Source organism: Paenibacillus sp. FSL R5-0744 (assembly GCF_037972555.1).
In the GTDB taxonomy this organism is placed as follows: Bacteria; Bacillota; Bacilli; order Paenibacillales; family Paenibacillaceae; genus Paenibacillus_AQ.
Map to the genome: position 1 here is coordinate 2,654,248 of NZ_CP150228.1, position 13,657 is coordinate 2,667,904.

Annotated in this window: 14 protein-coding genes; 9 read left to right on the plus strand and 5 right to left on the minus strand. The window is 38.5% G+C overall.

The genetic code is table 11. From position 1 onward, the window contains the following. Positions 1–192: a DUF6199 family natural product biosynthesis protein gene (locus tag MKY19_RS11455; protein ID WP_042187270.1), complete on the minus strand. Its 192-nt coding sequence runs from the start codon at positions 190–192 to the stop codon at positions 1–3. Positions 193–744: 552 nt separating this feature from the next. Here MKY19_RS11455 and MKY19_RS11460 point away from each other — a divergent pair. Together MKY19_RS11460 and MKY19_RS11465 are read left to right on the plus strand one after the other, a co-directional pair. Continuing rightward, a complete protein-coding gene (locus tag MKY19_RS11460; RefSeq protein WP_042187274.1) occupies positions 745–1,641 on the plus strand; it encodes an SDR family oxidoreductase in 897 nt (298 codons plus the stop codon). 268 nt (positions 1,642–1,909) lie between these two features. Continuing rightward, positions 1,910–2,224: a hypothetical protein gene (locus MKY19_RS11465; RefSeq protein ID WP_339802859.1), complete on the plus strand. Its 315-nt coding sequence runs from the start codon at positions 1,910–1,912 to the stop codon at positions 2,222–2,224. A 37-nt stretch (positions 2,225–2,261) separates the two neighbouring features. Here the strand turns inward: MKY19_RS11465 and MKY19_RS11470 are convergent, their stop codons facing one another. Beyond that, entirely contained in the window at positions 2,262–2,939 is a 678-nt protein-coding gene (locus MKY19_RS11470; protein ID WP_339802862.1) for a DUF1796 family putative cysteine peptidase, read from the minus strand. A gap of 79 nt (positions 2,940–3,018) precedes the next feature. After that, positions 3,019–3,267 (minus strand): hypothetical protein, encoded by a 249-nt coding sequence (locus MKY19_RS11475; RefSeq protein ID WP_076299475.1) that lies wholly within the window; start codon positions 3,265–3,267, stop codon positions 3,019–3,021. Positions 3,268–3,559: 292 nt separating this feature from the next. On the opposite strand from MKY19_RS11475, the gene MKY19_RS11480 reads away from it, so the two are divergent. From MKY19_RS11480 to MKY19_RS11495, 4 genes are all read left to right on the plus strand, one after another. Then, positions 3,560–4,018, plus strand: coding sequence for an NUDIX domain-containing protein (locus tag MKY19_RS11480; RefSeq protein ID WP_339802865.1), 459 nt, complete (start codon positions 3,560–3,562; stop codon positions 4,016–4,018). A gap of 49 nt (positions 4,019–4,067) precedes the next feature. After that, a complete protein-coding gene (locus tag MKY19_RS11485; protein ID WP_143763994.1) occupies positions 4,068–4,343 on the plus strand; it encodes a hypothetical protein in 276 nt (91 codons plus the stop codon). A gap of 492 nt (positions 4,344–4,835) precedes the next feature. Next, complete coding sequence (locus MKY19_RS11490) at positions 4,836–5,102, plus strand: hypothetical protein (RefSeq protein ID WP_149644141.1); 267 nt, start codon at positions 4,836–4,838, stop codon at positions 5,100–5,102. 301 nt (positions 5,103–5,403) lie between these two features. Then, positions 5,404–5,646 carry a hypothetical protein gene (locus tag MKY19_RS11495; protein ID WP_339802869.1) on the plus strand — a complete coding sequence of 81 codons (243 nt, stop codon included), beginning with the start codon at positions 5,404–5,406 and terminating at the stop codon, positions 5,644–5,646. 90 nt (positions 5,647–5,736) lie between these two features. Here the strand turns inward: MKY19_RS11495 and MKY19_RS11500 are convergent, their stop codons facing one another. Continuing rightward, entirely contained in the window at positions 5,737–5,868 is a 132-nt protein-coding gene (locus tag MKY19_RS11500; RefSeq protein WP_339802872.1) for a hypothetical protein, read from the minus strand. A gap of 324 nt (positions 5,869–6,192) precedes the next feature. Between MKY19_RS11500 and MKY19_RS11505 the strand changes: the two genes are divergently transcribed. Beyond that, a complete protein-coding gene (locus MKY19_RS11505; RefSeq protein ID WP_339802876.1) occupies positions 6,193–6,345 on the plus strand; it encodes a hypothetical protein in 153 nt (50 codons plus the stop codon). Between the two features lie 632 nt (positions 6,346–6,977). Here MKY19_RS11505 and MKY19_RS11510 read toward each other — a convergent pair. Continuing rightward, complete coding sequence (locus tag MKY19_RS11510; RefSeq protein ID WP_339802879.1) at positions 6,978–8,996, minus strand: serine/threonine-protein kinase; 2,019 nt, start codon at positions 8,994–8,996, stop codon at positions 6,978–6,980. Positions 8,997–9,314: 318 nt separating this feature from the next. On the opposite strand from MKY19_RS11510, the gene MKY19_RS11515 reads away from it, so the two are divergent. Together MKY19_RS11515 and MKY19_RS11520 are read left to right on the plus strand one after the other, a co-directional pair. Then, on the plus strand, positions 9,315–10,145 hold the full coding sequence (locus tag MKY19_RS11515) for an Rpn family recombination-promoting nuclease/putative transposase (RefSeq protein WP_339802882.1): 831 nt from the start codon (positions 9,315–9,317) through the stop codon (positions 10,143–10,145). 775 nt (positions 10,146–10,920) lie between these two features. Beyond that, positions 10,921–13,638 carry a DNA-directed RNA polymerase subunit alpha C-terminal domain-containing protein gene (locus MKY19_RS11520; RefSeq protein ID WP_339802885.1) on the plus strand — a complete coding sequence of 906 codons (2,718 nt, stop codon included), beginning with the start codon at positions 10,921–10,923 and terminating at the stop codon, positions 13,636–13,638. Positions 13,639–13,657 lie beyond the last annotated feature (19 nt).

Here is a 13,657-nt window from a genome sequence, read left to right on the forward strand (position 1 = left end):
TCAGAAACTAGACCAGATAAAAAAGAGAACAATAAGTGCCACTATACTGCTGACGCGGGTCATTAATAAATAAGCCTCACTCGGCTCAACGTCACCTTTGACCATCCATCCGTATCTCATGTACCATCCGAATCGTGGGAAAAAGATGTTAAGTAGCGCTAACAGAACAAAGAGGAAAATAAAAAAGCCCATGATTTATCACTCCTTTATGTAATGTATACGCGAAACTGTATGGAGGGTGTCCCGATTCATGTGTGAGTTTCCATATATTTATTTAAGCTTATGCAATATAGACTGATAAAAAATGAAAATTGCTTAAGGAGCGGATAAATCGTATGGAACACACAGGTCTTTTTTTCGGAGGGGGGGTAGGTGTTTTGTTCTTTTTAATTTGGTTGATATCAATTGGCTTGGGAATCTACTTCTTCGTCCTGCTAGTAAAATTGGCACGTAGAGGAATAGCGGCTTTAGATTTATACATCTACGCTAAAAATCGTGAAATACGTACTCGTTATGAGTCGGTTCAAGACAGGTCAGAGGAAATTTAAGGCCATTAAATGTTTAATGATACTTAGAGTATGAGATACCCTAGCCACCTTAACAGGTAGTTGGGGTATTTTTTGTGGAAATATTCAGGACTATGCTATCGATGAGGTATGTTTAGCGGTGTACTGTTGTGTTTACATAAAAAAAGAGTTCGTTAAATAAAAAATGGTTTTCTAAAAATAAAGGAGGAATTGATCGATGTCTAACCAATATACGATGCAAGATCCTACCACTCAGTACACCAAGGCAGGACCTGAATTTCAACAGCAGCAACAAGAGCCGGGGCTTCAGAAGAAGATGAATCCCGTGCCTGATACAGGTGAAGATACCTATCAAGGCACCGGACGTCTGACTGGACGAAAAGCGATTGTTACAGGGGCAGACAGCGGGATAGGCCGAGCTGTTGCGATTGCTTTTGCTCGTGAAGGCGCAGATGTTGTCTTATCCTATATGCCGGAGGAAGAAGAGGATGCAAAGCAGGTTCTCAAGCTGGTGCAGGAAGCAGGACGAACCGCAATCGCCATCCCAGGTGATCTTAAGGACGAGGAGTACTGTGAACAGCTCGTCGATACCGCAGTCAAGCAGCTGGGTGGGATTGATATTTTAGCCAATGTAGCGGGCAAACAGCAATTCGTCCCCGATATTGCTGATCTTACTACGAAGCATTTTGACGATACCTTTAAAACGAATGTGTATGCCATGTTCTGGCTGTGTAAAGCGGCAGTGAAACATATGCAACCGGGTAGCACCATCATCAACACTTCTTCCATTCAAGCCTATAACCCTTCGCCGATCCTATTGGACTACGCGACGACCAAGGCTGCGATCAATACATTCAGTAAATCTCTCGCTCAGCAAGTCGCTGATAAGGGCATTCGAGTTAATGTAGTGGCACCAGGTCCCGTATGGACACCTCTTCAGGTGGTGGGTGGGCAACCAGAGGAAGTGCTGAAGGAGTTCGGTGCGAGCACGCCACTAGGCCGTCCGGGACAGCCTGCAGAGATGGCTCCGGCGTATGTATTTCTTGCTAGCCAGGAATCGAGCTATATTAGTGGCGAAACGCTAAATGCCAATGGCGGAACTCCAACCCCATAGAATATTTAGTGGGATGTTGGTATTGTAAATACGGAGAATTATTCTAAAGCACCCTACTAATTTTAACTGTGGGGTGCTTTTGTTTTTATATGAAGAAAGGTGTATTATAGAATTTAATACTTTTTATCCCATTATTTTTATAGAATATGATCAAGAACTGATCAAGAATGTCGAATACATAGATTTCCTGCGATTACCCGAGAAATATTTGAGTTGGTACAAGGTTTAGAGTTTAGTGTAGACCAAAGAAAGAATTAGGAGCTGTATTATGCGTAAAAAGAAACTAGCAACACTCATCATTTCCTTTGTTCTGATCATGGCGTGTTTTTCATCAGGAGCAGTCTTTGCGGAAAAAGGAAACGGAGCTGTAATGGAAAGTGACACAAAGGAAAGGCTGATGGAAAAGTATGATCTTGTAGAGCCTGAACTTACAAATCCAAAATCACTTTGGAGCCAAAGCGATTTTGGAGTCAGTAACCCTATTGCTATATTTGTAGGTATCAGTAGGTTATATCTGAATCCATATGTTTTTGCTGCGCAAGAAATGATTAATCATTTGATTGACCGAAGCCGTCAACATTAATGACCCATGAAAGGGTCATTTTTTAATAAGAGATAAATTAATCGCTCGTTACTTGTATATCTTTCAAAATATAATCCCAGCTATCATAATCGTTCATATCATCAGGAAATTCTAACACACAAATATGATTAATATTCCAATGGATTTCTCGTACTGATGTTAATTCACGAACGGGATAAAGGATAAGGACAGTGAATTCGTTCGGCTTTAATATATCAGACAAAATCGCTTGTAGCTCTACAGCCTGTTCGTATGTGGCGAACCATCTAATGAATAGAATTTTTTTACTGCTTAGTAATTTGTCCCAAAATCTCTTAATTCGTAAATCCAGCTTTGCTTTATAAGATGGATAGGTCGTAGACCAATGTTTACCTAAGGTGATAGGAAAATCATGTACCGAGATAATGTTATAAAAGGTATCCTGAATAAAATACGATTTCACTAACGCTTTCTTGTTTCCATTAGGATAAGCGGGCACTCCATCCTCTAGAAAAAAATGTGTCTCTTCGAGCATTTTCAGATTTGTTAACTCCATGAAATTCTGAAATCTATTCTTATAAAGTCTGTTTACATCAGTTAATGAATAAGAAATCATCCAGTCAAGAGGCATGGAGAATGTTCTCAAGTTATTTCTTTGCATATTTATAGCAGGAGCACAAGACATACCTAAGCTTACGATTAAATCATAGCTCTTCTTTACATCTTGTAAGTTCATGGACTCACCTAATTTCGATAAGATTCAGGTTCTATTCAACGTTAAAAAAGAGCAGCAACTTAGCTGCCCTCTGAAAATATTAATGGCGTTGTAACAGCAAATAGCCGCTAATCCTTGAAGTTTTTTTACGAAACACAACTTTAAAACCAATGTCATTATCTAATAAACAAGCTAAGGCGGTGTCAAGTAGCCCGTTGGGTCTTAAGCTAGGTCGACAAGGCTCAGCATTTCCAATGATGCGGACAGAAATAATCCTACGTGCAGAGCCACGAACCAAAGGATTTCTGCTCCAAGTGATCAATACCAAATCAGGTTGACGAGTTGCCATTCTGATCCACCCCTTTCTATTAAGCTTCTCTATATAAAATGCACAATAGATTGTAATGTGCTAAACAGAAGCGGAGTGCTTTTTTGATCAGCGGTGAGAATTAAAGAGTTACTCTTGTTTAATTTAGGTTTTCAGAATACAATAAAGTAAATTTATGGTATGTTCGAATGGCGTAAACGTAGATGACCACAAGGGAGCATATATTCATAACACCGTACGACTGAGCAAGTATTTGATCAATGATCAAATACTTTTTTATTTTCGTTTATAAGAAGCTAAATAGGGGGACACGATGAAGATAGGGAAACCGATTAGAAAGAAGGTATGCGGATTTATTTTGCAAGACAATGAAGTTGGAGAAAAGACCTTATTAGTTTATCTTAATGTACCAGAAGTACCCTTTAGATTAGTAGGTGGTAATGTCGATGCCGGGGAAACAGAAGAAGAAGCCTTATTCAGGGAAATTCAAGAAGAAAGTGGACTTAAACAATTTAAATTAGTAAAGAAAATAGGAACACAATATTATTATAAGGATTATATAGATGCAAATGTTGAAAGACATGACTACCTTCTGATTCCAGAAACAAGATTACCTGAAAAGTGGAGATTCACTGGAGAGGGTGAAGGAGAGGACTGTGGAACTGTTTTTAACTACGAGTGGATAAAACAAGATGAAATATACTTATTAGATAAAGAATTTAGAGAATATATGTCGGAAAAATACATACAAGAATTGTTCGGCAATGGATAGGAGGTAACTACCATGCCCATTAGATGATCCTTACTCTGAGGTGATAGATATGAATAATCGTAAAATCTTCTCATTTCTTCCTTTGATCATTTTTTTATTTATAATATGGTACCTTTTGATGGCAAGTACATCTGCTGTTGTTAATGTAGTGTCAGTAGATAAAAGAGAAATAGTAGTACAAAATATGAGCGGTGATCAAACTACAGTCACAATCCCAAAAGGAATATTTAAGTTGATTAATATAAATGAGGAGTACTTTGTTTCCTATAATAGTAGAATAGGGCAAAAACCTTTTTTAACTTCAATAGAACCAAGTGCTAAATGATTATTGGAAGCAGATTTAACAATAGAACTTATGAATAAAATGGCTGATATATAAAGCATAAAATTGGTGGGATTACTTTGCGTGTAGTTAAGCATATCATGTTATGGTTTGTTTCGACGATTCTGTTCACGTTGGCCTCTTTTGGATTAGAGCTCTTGGAAGGAAATAAGATCAGTACGACTGAATACTATGGGTTTCAAAATATAGGGTTTGTTTTTATTTTCTTAGCATTTCTTTTTTCAGCCGTTCTTTACCCAATTATAATTTTCCCTTTCTCTTGGGTTGTTCGAATGATTGCAAATCCTTTGATTACCCGCATAATGATATTGCTTCTGAGTGGTATCGGGGGATATGTTTTCTTTTACAAGGCATACGATGAACGCTTTATACAGGAATATCATTTGAATAGTAGTATAGCCATTATCCTTTTTGGTATTGCCGGTTCCATTTATGTCTTGGTGGATTATTATCTTGATCAGAGGAGTTGAATACATGAGCTATTTTGAAAGAGTTAATAAAATATCAAACATTTTATTTTGTGTTTTTGGATTGTTTTTTATTTTGACTATAATTTTCTTTTCTACTAGCAGCTTCTCAGAAATCTTGCGTTATAATTTCACAAATGACTTAAGAGGAGCAATGATTACAGTCATTTGTTTTATGATCTCTTTATTTTCACTTGTCCTTGGCATTACTTTGAAATGTCTTGTAAAAGACTCTGATGAAACGATCCAGCTTATTGCCACAAGAATAAAGTAGTTGTTGAAATCTCAGCATGTATAACAAATCCCTGCAACATTTGCTTATGATGAAACCATTATATTGGATATTCGTATTCCTATAAAATGATGTTGAAAGGTCGTGTGCGTTATGGATAACGGGTATTTTGTTGGATGGGGTACATTGGCATTAATAAATGCTGGGTTAGCACAAGGTAAAAATAGGAGTGGATTAAACTGGTTTTTAATTTCTTTGCTTTGTGGCCCATTGGCTACATTTTTTCTTGTAATATCGAGTAAGCTGCAAATTCATTAGCCCATTAATTTCGGGAGGGGATTTTTTGCTGAAAGCACTAAGGCTGTTCGGTATTTTATTTAGTGCAGCAACAATCATTCTGGCAATACTATTTTTCCGCGGTCAGGATCAAGTGATCATGTCTTGGACAATGATGGGGATGTGTGGAGCTCTGATTTTTAATGGAGGAGCTACCTATTTTAAAACTAAAGATAAAATGGCTGCTCTGTCTTCGATTGTTGGGATGGTACTCTTAATATTCTCGCTTACTAAATTTCCATTTTTATAAAATACCCCATCAACCTATAAAGGTCGGTGGGGCTTTTTTACGTTTTATTTCTTTTTCAATCAAGTTATAGTAGGTTGCTACAGGCTATGCTTATTTCTTTTTCTTCTTTGTGGGTCCGATCTGGCGCCTTACTTTATTGTTCTCATCAACCTCAATAATATAAATGTCTTTCACTGTACCGGAAAGAGTAAACCATTCACGTAGAGCATCAGCTTCAGTCATTGGTCCTAATATTCGTTTTCCCCTATAACATATAAAAAACACTCCTACTCCTTAGTGAGTTTGCGAAAATGCAATAATCCTCAAAACAATACTCATTAACGATTTTCAGTAAGTCTCATTATTTTATATTAATGCTAAATTATAGGAGATGCAATATTGAGAGATTGTTCCTGTTTAGTTCAAGTAACGTTTATATAAGGAATCATAGGCATGATGCCCCATAAGGAGAGATAAAGGGTTCCAAATATAATTGATAATCATTATCAATGTTTGAGATGTAATTAACTTAAATAGATTGTGTAACGGATCGGAGTGAAATGTAAGATGAAGTTGGAAGATCATATTGCCGCATGGAATTATGCAGCCGTTAAAGTGCTGGATATTCGACATGCTGTGATGGAGCCTGGAGACAAGCTGCAAGGCTATATATTGATTTTTCGTATTATTCCGATAACTAATCTTTTGATAAGCAGCTAGATTTTGTAGTTGAGAAGCTAGTGTGAACATATGAAAAAAATAGAAAGCTAGATGATAAAACAGCTGTTATCCCTAATTTAAGAGGGAAATCGTATTTCGGTCTGTTTTTACTCCTAGGAATATTGCTGCTGCTTTCAGTAGCGGCTTCTTTCTCTTTTGGCTCAGATTCCATGAGCGTGAAGATGGCATGGACAGCGATAGAATTGAAAGGATTGTAAACAGGCTTCCACGTATTTCATGTTGCAAAAGTGGGAAGGGAATTATATATCAGTAAAGCGGAATTTAGGAATTGGTTGGAGGGTAGAAGCGATGATATTTTCCCAGAGGATCACATGAACTGATACGAAGAGTAATCGCGATTCGTATCAAATTCGTATCACAGGGGTTTTTAATAGAATGATAAGTGAATAGAAAACAAAAAAAGCCTTGAAGTTCAAGGCTTTTCGATATAGGACGGATGGGGTTCGAACCCATGACCCCTACCCTGTCAAGATTGACAGGCCTGTAAACTACTGTATCCCAACATAGCCGTAGGTCCTTGTTTATCAAGGGTTTTCGGCTTTTTTACATTTGGTTGTGACCTGTCGTTTCTGGTTATTATTTTGAGTTCGTGACCAGAGCGTGACCACATTTTAAGGAGATACAGTAGACAAAGCAGTTGTTCTTTCTTGTTCGATCTGCTTAATCGCTTCAATCCAATACTGAAAGTGATCGCAAACAATATTTCTATTACCTGTTGCCTTTTTTAACTGTTTAGCCAATGAGATCGCAGAGCCCACTTGTTGTTCAAACCAACGTAAACGTTCAGGATTGGCCATTTCATTAAGAGTAGCTACTTGCTTTTGTTTTTGCCAGAGATAATGGCCCTTGGACACTTCCGGTTTCGATAGAAACTTTATATCAACGCTACCATTACAGTATGGACATTTACAGGCCAGTTCTTTACCTAATGCTGGTTCGAAAATATCTTTTAATATCTTCTCACTGTAAGATGTGAGGAGCTGGGGTATATAGTACTTAGGCTGAAGGTGAAATCCGCCACCTTCTTCAATAAGAATAGATTCGTGGAAGTCCTCAATAAAACCGATCCCTGAAGAAAGGCCAGTAGCACCAAGAGACATAAGACCAAGACCAAAATCATTAATACGGGACAGAACAATTGGCTTGCCCATATCCCCTAGCATACTTATGATTCTGCCAAAAGCGTAATAATGTGCCTTATTAAAGGTATCTAATTTAGCATCGAACATTAACATATAGCCTTCTGCCTGAATACGGGTATAATGATTAACCAGTCGAATAGGGCTAATGTCATCGGTCATACTTTCAATTTGAACAGAAATTCCTGCATAAAGCGGACGGCTTTCATTGATGTCGCTAAGATATTTTCGACACTCATTAAATATTTTAATATCAATATCCAACCAGGGGTCCTGTGTATTTGCGAGAAAATGGAAGGGAGCCACAAGTACACTTGGATTGTTTTTTAGTTGCCAGTCCATCACAGAAATCGCTCTGTCTTGTAGTTGAGATAAGTTTGTAAAATCTACAGGCGTTTCTTTATTAAACGAAGATAACGCATAAGGAAGATTAACGAGAGATTGCACATTACTGAATTTGGAATACGCTAGTCTGTACACTACCGGATCAATCATTGTGAACTTCCCATTATCACGGACGTGCTCATAGACTTTGGAATATTTCGGAAGGAAATTAGCAGGGAATATGATTCCGTCCAAGTTATTAGTCTCACTATATTTTTCAATAATTGATCTTTCGTTGTGCAACAGTCTAGGAATAAAACGCAAGGTGAGGTCGGCAGGGATAGGTATTGTTCGATCATCGAGACTCTTTAGTTCGATAAAGAGTGAATCAATAGTATATTTACGGCGATGCTGCTGCTTTTCAAGGAGTGTACCAATAATGTTATCAAGTTTATTGGGTGTTGCGGGATTCAAACTACTCGCAAACGGTGGTACCTCATGAATTATTTTATACGGAGCTTCGACAAGACTATGTATTTCTAAAGGCAAACGACCCGTAATCATATGAAACATAATTGCTCCAAGACTATACAAATCCGCTCTATGGTCAATATTCTTGCTATCCTGAAGCTGTTCGGGTGGCATATAAGCATATGTCCCCATAGGAACTCCAGTTGCCGTTAATGTACTTGCATCAAGAATCTTCACGAGGCCAAAATCCAGTATTAAAACATCCCCCAGACGTGTTATAAAGATGTTATCCGGCTTTAAGTCACGATGGTAATATCCCGCTTTATGAATCTCATTTAAGCCTTCCAATATTTGAAGCCCAATACGTTGAGTTTGGGCAACGGAAAGTCTCCCACTTCGCTCGATAAATTTTCTTAATGGTTCTCCGTCCGCGTACTCCATTACTAAAAAGTGATAATTTTCAAAGCCTTCAGAATGAACCCCATCATCAACATACTTAACTACATTAGGGTGATTTACAGCCTTCAAAGACAAGATTTCTCGATTTATTCTTTTAAGGTCATAGTCAGACCGTATCATTTCATTCTTAAATAATTTCAAGGCATATTCTTGACCGTCTTTTTCGACCAGCCAGGTCTGCCCAAATGTTCCTTGTCCCAATGGAGCTTTGATAGTATAGCCGTCAATGACTCTCATAAGCACACTCCTCAAAATCTGATAGAAATATTTTACAACAGTATAAGGGAGAATTCTACTACATTTGTCCTATAGCATTTATTTTTCGACATAGTAAAAACCCCTTCGGTGTATGTTTCCGCCTTCCACACCAAACCATCTGTACTTCGATTCTTTAAACTACTTCTCTAAAGCTCTCAAAGCTTTTCAGTTCTTCAATTACTCATACTGTAGACGTTTTTGCAGCAATGCTTCAAAACGACAACATGATTCAATCTGAGGTGTTCTACGCATCTTTGTTGGGATCAAAACCTTCGGAAAATGCTATAATTATAATGAATGGAGCTGATGCCGATGGATTTGCTTGACCCATGTGTAGATTTTGTATTCAAACGGATATTTGGCAGCGAGAATAACAAGGATGTGCTGCTGGCGTTTCTTAACCGCATTTTCACCGAAACTGGCGAGCCGCCGTTGACTGAGATCATCCTGATGAATCCTTATACGGATAAAGATGATCCACTTGACAAACAGTCCATCTTCGATGTTTACGCCAAGACTTCTGAAGGCAAGCTGATTGATATAGAGATGCAGTTGTTTAATAAGTACGACATCGAGAAACGGACGCTCTTTTATTGGAGCAAACGATATGCGAGTCAACTCAGCGAGGGAGACAAATATCCGGAGCTGAAGAAATGTGTGACGATTAACATTTTAAACTATTCGTTCTTGAAGAATGAGCAATATCATAACGTATTTCATCTGCGGGAAGACCGGACGGGGATATCCTTAATTGACGATATTGAGGTGCATTTCCTGGAGTTGCCGAAGTTAGATGAGCATAGCGTTCCGTCTGAGGGTGGACTGATCAATTGGCTGTTGTTCTTAAAGGGTGCCGATACATCACACTGGGAGGTGCTGAAGATGAATGAGCCGGGATTGGAAAAGGCAATGGATACTCTGCAATATTTGAGTCAAGATTCAGAAGCCAGACGGTTGTATGTGGCCAGACAGAAGTACTTGCATGACGAAGCTTCCATTTTGGGATGTGCCAAAATGGCAGGTGTAAAGAAAGTAGCCAAAAATATGCTTGCTATGAATATAGACATAAAGACTATTACAAAGGCGACTGGATTAACAGAGCAGGAGATCAATGCTTTGAGGAAGTGAAAAATGTGGGAGCATCCTATTAGCGGATGCTCCCTTTCTTTCGCGACATCATAGGCGGTGTTCTTCCTGCTTACCGACTGCATCCACCAAGAAGTATCTTGCCTGCGGGGGGCATCTAGGATGACATCAAAACTGTAACTACGTAGAAGCTTATGTGCCGTTATCTTCGGACAGGGGTTCGACTCCTCTCGGCTCCATATGTTAAATCCACAACATTCAGTAGAAAGCAGTTGTCGCAGAGTATCTTCTGTGATGGCTGCTTTTTTCTTGTGGTAGCTCCAGCAGTTTTTGGGTGAAAGATTATTTTCAGGTAGAGCTCTATTCGTTTAGGTTCAACTTGTTATTAGATTCGTAATCAAGGCATTGTCTAATTTTTGGGGTTTGTGTTATATTGTGTTTGATAATTCTTGATATTAAATGCTGAAATTCAAGAGAATAGAAGGAAATACTGCCTTTACATAGAGGAAAAGAAAGACAACAGCCCAGGTATACTTCTCAACATCAGGGTGTAACAATGAAAATACAATTTTAACAATTGAAGAAATACTTTTAACCACCCAATGCTACAGTGAAACGCGGAGACAATCGTATAGAAATCTTTCAGTGTCGATACTATATCACCCGCTATCGAGATCTATATATTAAGGGACTTTTGCTCGAAAGCAATGCTCAGCGTAACGATATGTAACAGTGAATATTGAAAAGTATCAAGCACTAACTTTGGTGTAGAGCCGTAATCATTTATGCGATTTTTTAGCGAAACGAGGGAAATGTAGTGAAGTACTTGACTCGATTAGATCCAATAGAAAAGTTAGACTTTTCTGCAAGAGCGTATAATGCCCTTCGTAGAGCAGGCATCGATGGTGTAGGCGATCTACTGGATTTCCCAATAGAAAACTTCCCGAGTCTGAAAAACATGGGGGCTAAATCTGTATCAGAAATTACAGAAGTGATTAAGCAGATAAAAATTAACGAGATTGATCCTTTGAATTGCAGTGCAGACCAAAAGGCAGAGGGCGATTTGGTTGCGTGGTTCATTGGAAAGGACGGCCTAACATATCGAGACTTGCCTATAGAGGACATTGGGCTATCAAAGAGATCATTCAATTGCTTAAACGGAGCAGGGATTGACTATATTTCCAAGTTGTTGGATAAGACCGAGGCTGACTTATTTGGAATCCCAAAAATGGGCGCAAAGAGCCTGGAAGAAATAATTGAAGCCATAAATCTACTTGTTCTACAACCAGCGCCTGCTGCTCAGAGCTCCCACAATGAAGATTCAGTTTCCGGAACTGATGAGTTTTGCCTTTACATCGTACAGGAAGTTGTTAAGACAATAGGCGTTCATGCAGGCCAACTATATGAGGACATTCTTCCGTTGGTTGAGAATTATAATGGTAGTTTTTTTTCAACGTTTTCAACTGCGGAGGTCGATGAGCAGCTGATTTCAGAGCTCTATGGGTTGCCCCTTTTGAGAGGTGCAATCAAAGAAACTTTTTTGAAGAAATTTGAATCCAACCCTTATGGACTAGATAAGTTTAATCTGGTGAGATCCTTACCTTCATTTTTGCAGAATGAAGTATTAGTGGATAGCCTGATATCAGAACTGATACAGGACGGTAATTTACTCTGCTTACACGCTCAGATGTATAAGCGGAAATATCTAACGGCTCTTGAATATGCTACATACTTGCCAAAATCGCAAGATTGTGCTGTTTTAACTGGACGACTATACGGGCAGACGTTGGAAGATATTGGCAATAAACTAAATCTTACGAGAGAACGTATACGGCAAATTGAAGCAAAGTGTATCCGTAAGGCGCCCCCTCTGAGTGAGGATCTATATGCGCTTGTTTTTCAGAAATATGACATAGCAAAAAAAGATTTTCTTTTAGGATTCAAGGAATCCGAGATTACATATAATTACCTTTCTATTGCTTATAGAAAAGGGGAATATCCCATAGATGATTTGGCGATGGATTTTGATTTTCCCGATTACTTTAAAAAGGCGGCAGAACGAATAATTTATAAAAATCACGTGGTTCTTGGTAGCGAGCGAGTTCTTTGTAGCCGCTCCGAGCTTGGTGAATACATATTGCGCACAGCGGGTGTTGAAGGTCTTACCTTTGAAGAATTTTCGCAATTATATAAGATGCTTCTAGAAGATTTAAATCTACAGGATAATCCTAAGTTTTCGGTAATGGATCGAGGATATTCCAACAAATTAGCAGCAAGCAACCATGTTCTGTGGAAATATGGACAAAAACTTCGCTACTACAATATTGATGCGTATGATTACTCAGATCTGCTCAGCGGCCTTAATTTGAGCGATTATAAGAATGTAGAGTTCTCAACACGCAAGTTCTTTCAAGAATATCCAGAGTTGATGAGTGATTACGACATTCAGGATGAATATGAGTTGCATAATCTGCTTAAAAAGATCTGCACAAGTGACGATTACCCACAAATACACTTTAAGCGAATGCCTAACATAGAGTTCGGGGTAGCAGACAGAGATACCCAGGTGATGGATATGTTGTTGGCTCTCGCTCCCATTAGAAATACAGATCTTGCTGCAGCCTATGAACACGCTTACGGCGTATTGTCTCAAACATTGCTGGCCAACTATATGAAAAACTTCGACCAGTATTTTTATTCTGGTATTTACAAAATAGACGTGCCGATGTTCTCTGACATAATGGCTTCCAAAATGAAGCAACTACTGTCCAGAGAATTCTATCTCTTGTCCGATATTCGAAAGCTGTATGTGCGCCAATTCCCTCAGGCCGATCCCAAACTGCTGAATCCATACACACTAAAGGCACTTGGATTTCGGGTTTATACGAACTATGCAATTAAAGACCAGTATCCATCCGCAACAGAGTACTTTCGTGCGATTCTTACTACAGAGGATATCGTAGATGCGCAGTCCTTTCCTAAAGATGTACTAAACTCGATAGCGTATATGTCGGAGGTTTATAAGCTAAAAGCGGCGTATGAAATTTTCGAATATGCACCATTAAAGTATGTCCATTTTCGCCGGCTAAATCGTGCTGGTGTAGAAAAGGAATCCATACTAGATTATTGTCATAAAGCATATCAAGCAGTTGATTCACAATATTTTACTGTATATTCCCTGCAAAAAAAAGGTTTTACTCATGCCTTCGATGAGCTTGGCTTTGACGAATGGTTTTATGCATCACTACTTTCAGAAGATAAGGAACATTTTACCTATCGCCGGATGGGAAAAAACAAACTTTTCAGACGAGGTAGTGAAAATGTATCCCTAATAGATTTTTTGGAATGGATTTTGTATTCCAGTGAATCACTATCTTTAGATGTATATGAGCTGACTGAAAAACTATTAAGTGATTACAACATAAAATTTGAATGGTATAAAATAGTCGAAACGATTAAAGGTAGTGCAATGTACTATGATACAATAACTCAAAAAGTTTACGCTGACTACGATGTATATTTTGAGGAAATTTAACCTACGGTGAGCTGATGAG

Coding starts and splice junctions, on each gene's coding strand:
- MKY19_RS11455 (WP_042187270.1), bottom strand. CDS start 192: ATGGGCTTTTTTATTTTCCTCTTTGTTCTGTTAGCGCTACTTAACATC.
- MKY19_RS11460 (WP_042187274.1), top strand. CDS start 745: ATGTCTAACCAATATACGATGCAAGATCCTACCACTCAGTACACCAAG.
- MKY19_RS11465 (WP_339802859.1), top strand. CDS start 1,910: ATGCGTAAAAAGAAACTAGCAACACTCATCATTTCCTTTGTTCTGATC.
- MKY19_RS11470 (WP_339802862.1), bottom strand. CDS start 2,939: ATGAACTTACAAGATGTAAAGAAGAGCTATGATTTAATCGTAAGCTTA.
- MKY19_RS11475 (WP_076299475.1), bottom strand. CDS start 3,267: ATGGCAACTCGTCAACCTGATTTGGTATTGATCACTTGGAGCAGAAAT.
- MKY19_RS11480 (WP_339802865.1), top strand. CDS start 3,560: ATGAAGATAGGGAAACCGATTAGAAAGAAGGTATGCGGATTTATTTTG.
- MKY19_RS11485 (WP_143763994.1), top strand. CDS start 4,068: ATGAATAATCGTAAAATCTTCTCATTTCTTCCTTTGATCATTTTTTTA.
- MKY19_RS11490 (WP_149644141.1), top strand. CDS start 4,836: ATGAGCTATTTTGAAAGAGTTAATAAAATATCAAACATTTTATTTTGT.
- MKY19_RS11500 (WP_339802872.1), bottom strand. CDS start 5,868: ATGACTGAAGCTGATGCTCTACGTGAATGGTTTACTCTTTCCGGTACA.
- MKY19_RS11505 (WP_339802876.1), top strand. CDS start 6,193: ATGAAGTTGGAAGATCATATTGCCGCATGGAATTATGCAGCCGTTAAA.
- MKY19_RS11510 (WP_339802879.1), bottom strand. CDS start 8,996: ATGAGAGTCATTGACGGCTATACTATCAAAGCTCCATTGGGACAAGGA.
- MKY19_RS11515 (WP_339802882.1), top strand. CDS start 9,315: ATGGAGCTGATGCCGATGGATTTGCTTGACCCATGTGTAGATTTTGTA.